Source organism: Streptomyces sp. NPDC054841 (genome assembly GCF_053611045.1).
Map to the genome: position 1 here is coordinate 1 of NZ_JBSGZO010000420.1, position 7,651 is coordinate 7,651.

General features: G+C 71.1%; 7 protein-coding genes. 2 read left to right on the top strand and 5 right to left on the bottom strand.

All coding sequences use genetic code 11. The features are described from left to right. From ACWGI8_RS35185 to ACWGI8_RS35200, 4 genes are all read right to left on the bottom strand, one after another. Positions 1 to 185, bottom strand: a 185-nt coding sequence (locus ACWGI8_RS35185) for a 2-oxoglutarate dehydrogenase E1 subunit family protein (protein WP_453667251.1), incomplete at its 3' end; no start/stop codon positions are given. 280 nt (positions 186 to 465) lie between these two features. Beyond that, positions 466 to 1,557 (bottom strand): HAMP domain-containing sensor histidine kinase, encoded by a 1,092-nt coding sequence (locus ACWGI8_RS35190; RefSeq protein WP_453667253.1) that lies wholly within the window; start codon positions 1,555 to 1,557, stop codon positions 466 to 468. Continuing rightward, positions 1,554 to 2,297 (bottom strand): response regulator transcription factor, encoded by a 744-nt coding sequence (locus ACWGI8_RS35195; RefSeq protein ID WP_453667254.1) that lies wholly within the window; start codon positions 2,295 to 2,297, stop codon positions 1,554 to 1,556. The genes ACWGI8_RS35190 and ACWGI8_RS35195 overlap by 4 nt, the downstream gene beginning before the upstream one ends. A gap of 84 nt (positions 2,298 to 2,381) precedes the next feature. Next, a complete protein-coding gene (locus tag ACWGI8_RS35200; RefSeq protein WP_453667256.1) occupies positions 2,382 to 3,077 on the bottom strand; it encodes a spermidine synthase in 696 nt (231 codons plus the stop codon). A 312-nt stretch (positions 3,078 to 3,389) separates the two neighbouring features. Here ACWGI8_RS35200 and ACWGI8_RS35205 point away from each other — a divergent pair, with 312 nt between their 5' ends. Then, entirely contained in the window at positions 3,390 to 4,406 is a 1,017-nt protein-coding gene (locus ACWGI8_RS35205) for a rhomboid-like protein (RefSeq protein WP_453667258.1), read from the top strand. On the opposite strand, the gene ACWGI8_RS35210 is transcribed toward ACWGI8_RS35205, so the two are convergent. Further along, entirely contained in the window at positions 4,379 to 5,050 is a 672-nt protein-coding gene (locus tag ACWGI8_RS35210) for a GNAT family N-acetyltransferase (RefSeq protein ID WP_453667260.1), read from the bottom strand. The two genes, ACWGI8_RS35205 and ACWGI8_RS35210, sit on opposite strands and share 28 nt — an antisense overlap. A 132-nt stretch (positions 5,051 to 5,182) precedes the next feature. Here ACWGI8_RS35210 and lon point away from each other — a divergent pair, with 132 nt between their 5' ends. After that, entirely contained in the window at positions 5,183 to 7,585 is a 2,403-nt protein-coding gene (lon, locus tag ACWGI8_RS35215; RefSeq protein WP_453667262.1) for an endopeptidase La, read from the top strand. The last annotated feature ends 66 nt before the right edge of the window (positions 7,586 to 7,651 follow it).

Genomic DNA, 7,651 nt, shown 5'->3' on the forward strand with positions numbered 1-7,651 from the left:
GCGCCCGGCTTGTAGTCGGCGAAGAAGTCCCACCAGGCACGGTCGACCGAATTCGGGTCCTGGAGGTACTGCTGGTAGATCTCGTCGACGAGCCACTCATTGGGACCGAACGCGGCAGCGGGGTTCTTCCCCTGCCCGTCTGGGTCGGTCGAAGTGCTCGAGTTACTGGGGGACTGAGACGACACGGCGGCAACCGCCCTCTTCCGCTTCACAAGGTGATGGACAGCGGAAATAAAGGCTACGCCTCCACGGCCGGGAGATGCAGGCCGGGCGTGGTCATCGTCGCCTAAGTCACACCGGACAGCCGGTTTCGGCGCAGGAAATGGCGGGAAACAAGCGTGGTTCCCCTTTGGTATGGGTACGCGAGAGCCCGGCCGCGGCCCCCGGGACCGCACCCCTGTGTGCTCTCCGGTCACCGACGCGAAGAACGCGGGCTTCCGGATTGCTTACGCTTCGAACCCTACGTCAACCACGCTGTTGAGGGATTCCCGGAAGGGTTACCTGGATGCGGCAGCCGCGTTCCGATTCGGCCACCCCGATCCGGCCTCCGTGCAGCTCGACGGCCCAGCGCGCGATCGCCAGGCCCAGGCCCGTACCGCCGTCGCTGCCGGGACCGTGCGGCGACGGGACGCTGCCGCGGTTGAAACGCTCGAAGACCTTGTGCCACTCGGACTCGGGGATGCCGGGACCCTCGTCCTGCACCTCGAGGTCCAGCGACTCGTCCCCCGGCCCGCGGCGGGCACGGACCGTGACCCTGCCGTGCGGAGGGGAGTGCTTCACGGCGTTGTCGATCAGATTGGCCACCACCTGGTGCAGCCGCTCGGCGTCCGCGTGCGCGGTCAGCTCGGGCGGCGAGACGTCCAGGTGCAGATGGACGTCCTTGCGGGTGTGGCTGCCGGAGCCGGAGGGCAGCCCGCGCCGGCCGGCCGCCAGATTGGCCTCCTTCAGCACGCCCGACAGATACGGCCAGACCTCGAAGCGCCGTGCCTTGAGCGTGACCACACCGTTGTCGAGCCGGGACAGATCCAGCAGCGTCTCGACCAGCCGGCTCAGCCGCTCCGTCTGCTTCAGCGCCGTACGCATCGTCTCGGGGTCGGCGGCCGAGACGCCGTCCACGACGTTCTCCAGGACCGCGCGGAGCGCCGCGATGGGGGTGCGCAGCTCGTGCGACACATTGGCGACCAGCTCCTTGCGGTGCCGGTCCACGGCCTCCAGGTCGTCGGCCATGCGGTTGATCGTGTTCGCGAGGTCGCCGAGCTCGTCGCGGCGGTCCGCGCCGCTCACCCGCCGGGTGTAGTCCCCGTGGGAGATCGACTTCGCCACCGTGTTCATCTCGTCCAACGGGGCGGTGAGGCCGTGCGCCACGAACTGCGTGATCAGCAGCGTGGTGATCATGGCGAAGACGGTGATGTAGCGCAGCTCCGCACCGGTCCTGATGGCGACCAGCGCCAGCCCCGAAGTGATCAGCACCGACACCACGACCAGGGCGCCGAGCTTGGTCTTGATCGAGATCTCGACCGAGCCCAGCCCGGACCGGAGCCGGCTCAGCCGGCTCATGGCGCCGGGGTCTCCAGCGCGTAGCCCACGCCATGGACGGTACGGATCCGCTCGGCGCCGATCTTGCGGCGCAGCGCCTTGATGTGGCTGTCGACCGTGCGCGTGCCGGAGGCGTCCGCCCAGTCCCAGACCTCGGCGAGGAGCTGCTCGCGGGAGAGCACCGCACGCGGGGTGTTCGCCAGGCAGACCAGCAGATCGAACTCGGTGGGCGTGAGGTGCACGTCCTCGCTCTTGACGCGGACCCGGCGCTGGGCGTGGTCGATCTCCAGCTCGCCGAGGCGCATGATGCCGCTGCGCGGCGTCACCGCGGCGAGCGCCGCACGCTCCACCCGGCGCAGCAGGACGTGCACCCGGGCAGCCAGCTCACGCATCGAGAACGGCTTGGTCATGTAGTCGTCGGCGCCGACGCCGAGCCCGACCAGCATGTCGGTCTCGTCGTCGCGGGCGGTGAGCATCAGCACCGGAACCGGCCGCTGGGCCTGCACCCGGCGGCACACCTCCAGCCCGTCGAAGCCGGGCAGCATCACGTCGAGAACCATCAGGTCGGGCTGCCAGGCCTCGGCGGCGTCGACGGCCGCAGGGCCGTCCGTCGCCGTCTGGACCAGGAAGCCCTCGGCGCGCAGCCGTGCGCCGATGGCCTCCACGATCGTGGTGTCGTCCTCGACCACCAGCACCCGGCGCTGGGCACTGGCCGTCGAGTACGACGCGGCGCCGTTGTTGCTGGTGTGTGTCTGCTCCATCGCCCCGCCCCTGTCGCGCACTGCGAGCTGCGTGTAGATCGGTGTGTCAGGTCAGTCAGCGTAAGGGCATCGATCGTCTCCCGGCTACGCAGGGCGAACAGCGAGATGGACCACGTCGGGTACGCCTCGGGCAACGTGGATCTCTTCGGTCCTTACCCCGTTGAATCCGGCATTCCGCAATGACTCCTCGAAATCGGCGGACGGTTGCGCGGACCAGACAGCGAGCACGCCACCCGGGGTCAACCGCCTTGCGCAGGCGGCCAGTCCGGCCGGTGAGTACAGGCTCGTGTTGTCCTCGGTGACGGTCCAGCCGGGGCCGTTGTCGATGTCCAGGCACAGCGCGTCGTACGTATCCGAAGAGTTATGGACGTACTCCACGAGATCCGTGTGAAGAATCACGGTCCGCGGGTCGGCGAACGCGGCGCCGGAGATCTGCCGCAGTGGTCCTGACACGTGCCAGTCGATGATCGCCTGCTCGCGTTCGGCGACGGCGATACGGGCCCATGCGGGGTCGGCCGCGGCATGCGCGAGCGAGAAGCCGACGCCGAGCCCGCCGATCAGCACGGCGGGGTCCCGGCGGGTCCCGAGTGCGGCCAGTGCGGCGTCGATCAGCAGACGCTCGGAGCGGCCGTCGGAGGTGTCCATCAGGAAGCACCCGTTGGCGATGATCTCGTGGACGGGGCCGCGCGGGCCGCCGCGCTCGCGCAGGACGACCTCGCCGTACGGTCCTTCGCGGCGGTCCAGGGTCCGGGGGCCGGCGGTATCGCTGACGAGCTCCATGGCCCGAGGCTACTGAGAGCGGTCGCGCCCCGTCCGGTCATTTCCGCTCGGGCCGGGCACCGCGCCAGGCGTACAGGGCGCATCCGTCCGCGACGGCACGCAGCAGCGCCGCGTCGTCGTCCCGGTCTCGCCCTCCGTGGGGCGCAACAGTCTCACGCCCTCTCCATCGCTCGTGGCGGGCCGCCCGGTTCACGGGAACGCGGGACGGGGGCGGGAAGTGGTCCCCTGTGGTGCGCTTCATAGACGGGACGCGTGATGATCGCGTTGGCTGGGCAGGGTTCGGGGGCTGTCGATACGAAGGAGCCTCGCGCGGTGCAGCGGCTTGAGTCACGGGAGCCGGCCGAGTACGCCGGTGCCGAACGGCTGGGCGGTGTCCCGACCCAGCGGACCGCGTCCGCGCCAACGCGCGTCCGAGAGCCCTCGGCCGGACGCACAAGGACGTCCGAGCCCGAGCCCGCGCCCCAGACCCCATCCGCGCCCGAAGCCCCGGCCGTGCGGGAGACCGCGCCCACGCCCGAGGCCCCGGCCGTGCACGAGTCGGCGTCCGTACGGGAGCCGACGCCCGACCCCTGGCTCGCGGTGGCGCGCGAGCCGATGTCCGTGAATGAGCCCGCGGCCGCGCTGCCTGGCCCCGCCCACGTGTGTCGGCGGCTCGCCCGGCTCCTTCCCACTCCGACCGGCACGCCCTTCACCTTCTGCTACACCCTCGTCCTCGTCGCGACGTCCCTCTTCGCCGAGTACGGCGATCAGGCCACCGTCTCCGCCCTGCTGCGCGGCTCCAGCACGGACGTCGCGCATCTCAGCGTGACGCCGCTGCTCGTGCTCGTCGCCAGCGCCCTGTGGGTCGCGGGCGGTCTCGCCTCGCCGTACGCCGTGGGGTTCGTGTTCGTCCTCACGGCGCTGGAGCGGCGTATCGGCTCGTGGCGCGCGGCCGCGGTGTTCCTGGGCGGGCATGTGGCGGCCACGCTCGCCACGGAGATCCCGGTCGGCCTCTCCGTCATGGCCGGGCAGCTGCCCGAGACGTCCCTGCACCGGCTCGACTACGGCATCAGCTTCGGCCTGCTGACGTGCGTCGGCGCGCTGGCCGGGCTGTTCACCCCGGTCGTGCGGACGGCGGCGCTCGGGTGGGTGTCGGTGCTGCTGGTGCGGGACCTGCTGGCGTACGAGGACCCGCTCAGCAACTGGGGGCACCCCCTTGCGCTGCTGGCCGGTGTCCTGTGCTGGCCGGTGGTTCGCCGATGGGCGCACGACAGGGGGCCGGACGGGTTCGGGAGGCCCACCGGCCGTCCGGGGTCCGCCGGCTACTCCGGCCGGGCGGGATCGAAGTAGACGCTGACCAGCGGGGCGATCACGCGCCACCCGAGTGACTCGTACAGGGCCCGCCCGTCGGGCGTGCCACCCAGTACGCCCGTGGTGGCACCCCGTTCGACCGCGGCGTTCTGGACCGTGCGCATCACCAGGCTGCCAAGGCCCTTGCGCCGGTGCTCGGGGGCGGTCTCGATCTGGTCGATCACGGCTGTGGAACCGGTCGTCGCGATCTGACCGCGGGCGGCGAACGCGCCGTCAGCGGTGGTGACCAGGGCCCGGGTGACCCCGTCCCGCGTCCAGGTGCGCAGCCGGTGGCCGGCGGGCACGGCAGCGGGTTCCGTCCGTCGCAGCTCGGCCGTCATCAGGAACCCGGGCTCGTCGGGCGTCCAGTCCGGACCGAGCCAGGCAAGGACCTGCTCCGGCTTCTCGAACACCTTGAGCCAGAGCCCCGGAGTCCGGGCCGCGGCGGCGACACCGCGGACGGCCGCCTCGCTGCTGTCGGTGAGGACATGACGGGTCGTGTGCCGGGGGAGCCCGACGTCGACCGTGAGGCCCCATGGTTCGGCGACGGGTTCCGCGGCGCCCCGCGAGACGACCCAGCCGTCCACCCAGGCCCGTATCGCATGCGTGACGGACGACTCGCGTGTAATGGATGAATACGTCATGCACCTATTACATCCGATCGGTCACGGAGTGCGACAGCACTGATCGCTGACAGCGAACACCTCCGGGGGAACATCGAGGGTCCCTTCTGCATTGAGTCCATACAGCTCAACTTGACTGCCGAAGGGGAGATCATGGCTTTGACGTCCACACCGCTCACGCTGCCTGTGCTGCCGCTCGACGACGAGGTCGTGCTGCCCGGGATGGTGGTCCCGCTCGACCTGTCCGACGCCGACGTACGGGCCGCGGTGGAGGCCGCCCAGGCAGCCGCCCGTTCGGCATCGGGCAAGCCAAGGGTGCTGCTCGTACCGCGCATTGACGGGACGTACGCCGCGACCGGTGTGCTCGGCACCGTCGAGCAGGTCGGGCGGCTGTCCGACGGCGACCCCGGAGCGCTGATCCGCGGCCGCAGCAGGGTGCGGATCGGCGCGGGTACGACCGGCCCCGGCGGTGCCCTCTGGGTCGAGGGTCTCCAGATCGAGGAGATCGTGCCCGACCCGCTGCCCGGCTCCGTCGCCGACCTGGTGAAGGAGTACAAGGCGCTCGCCACCAGCTGGCTGAAGAAGCGCGGTGCCTGGCAGGTCGTCGACCGAGTCCAGCAGATCGACGACGTCTCCGCCCTCGCCGACAACTCCGGCTACTCGCCGTACCTGACCACCGCCCAGAAGGTGGAGCTGCTGGAGACCAGCGACCCGGTCGCGCGCCTCAAGCTCGCCACCGAGCAGCTCCGCGAGCACCTCGCCGAGCAGGATGTCGCCGAATCCATCGCCAAGGACGTCCAGGAGGGCGTCGACAAGCAGCAGCGGGAGTTCCTGCTGCGGCGCCAGCTCGACGCCGTACGCAAGGAGCTGCGCGAGCTCAACGGCGAGTCCGACGGCGACGAGTCCGACGACTACCGCGCCCGGGTCGAGGCCGCGGACCTCCCCGAGAAGGTCCGCGAGGCAGCCCTCAAGGAGGTCGAGAAGCTGGAGCGGTCCAGCGACCAGAGCCCCGAGGGCTCCTGGATCCGCACCTGGCTCGACACGGTCCTGGAGCTGCCGTGGAACGACCGGACGGAGGACGCGTACGACATCCAGGGTGCCAAGGCGATCCTCGACGCGGAGCACGCGGGCCTGGAGGACGTGAAGGAACGGATCACCGAATACCTGGCGGTGCGCAAACGGCGCGCCGACCGGGGGCTGGGCGTGGTCGGCGGGCGGCGCGGGGGCGCGGTTCTCGCGCTCGTCGGCCCGCCCGGCGTGGGCAAGACCTCGCTCGGTGAGTCCGTCGCGCACGCGATGGGACGGAAGTTCGTCCGGGTCGCACTCGGCGGTGTACGGGACGAGGCGGAGATCCGGGGCCACCGGCGTACGTACGTCGGCGCGCTGCCGGGCCGTATCGTCCGCGCCATCAAGGAGGCCGGGTCCATGAACCCGGTGGTCCTGCTCGACGAGATCGACAAGGTCGGCTCCGACTTCCGCGGCGACCCGGCCGCGGCGCTGCTCGAAGTCCTCGACCCGGCGCAGAACCACACCTTCCGCGACCACTACCTGGAAGTCGAACTCGACCTGAGCGACGTCGTCTTCCTGGCGACCGCGAATGTCCTGGAAGCCATCCCCGAGGCCCTGCTCGACCGGATGGAGCTGGTCAGGCTCGACGGCTACACCGAGGACGAGAAGGTCGTCATCGCCCGTGACCACCTGCTCCCGCGCCAGCTGGAGCGGGCCGGCCTGGAGCCGGGCGAGGTCGTCCTGGACGACTCCGCGCTGCGGAAGCTGTCCGGTGAGTACACCCGCGAGGCGGGCGTGCGGAACCTGGAGCGTGCGATCGCGCGGCTGCTCCGGAAGGTCGCGGCCCAGCACGAACTGGGCGAGCAGGAGCTGCCGTTCACCGTCACGGAAGGGGAGCTGCGCGGGCTGATCGGCCGGCCGCACCACGTTCCCGAGTCCGCCCAGGAGCCGGCCGAGCGCCGCACCGCGGTGCCGGGCGTGGCCACCGGTCTCGCGGTGACCGGCGCGGGCGGCGACGTCCTCTACGTCGAGGCGTCGCTGGCCGACCCGGAGACGGGAGCCGCGGGGCTGACCCTGACCGGCCAGCTCGGTGACGTCATGAAGGAGTCCGCGCAGATCGCGCTGAGCTTCCTGCGCTCGCACGGCGCGGAACTGGAACTGCCCGTCGCCGATCTGAAGGACCGGGGCGTGCACATCCACTTCCCGGCGGGCGCGGTCCCGAAGGACGGCCCGAGCGCCGGCATCACGATGACGACGGCGCTGGCGTCGCTGCTCTCCGGCCGGCTGGTCCGTACGGATGTGGCCATGACCGGTGAGGTGTCGCTGACCGGGCGCGTCCTCCCGATCGGTGGTCTGAAGCAGAAGCTCCTGGCCGCGCACCGGGCGGGGACCACGACCGTCGTGATCCCCAAGCGCAACGAGGCCGACCTGGACGACGTCCCGGCCGAGGTCCTCGACAAGCTGGAGGTCCACCCGGTGACCGACGTCCGCCAGGTCCTGGAGATCGCCCTGGCCCCGGCGGAGGTCGTGGTGCCGGTGGCGGCGTAGACCGTACGGAGGCCGGGGCTCGACCTCGGCCTCCGTACGGCCTTCGGCCGTGTCCTCGATCTCTCT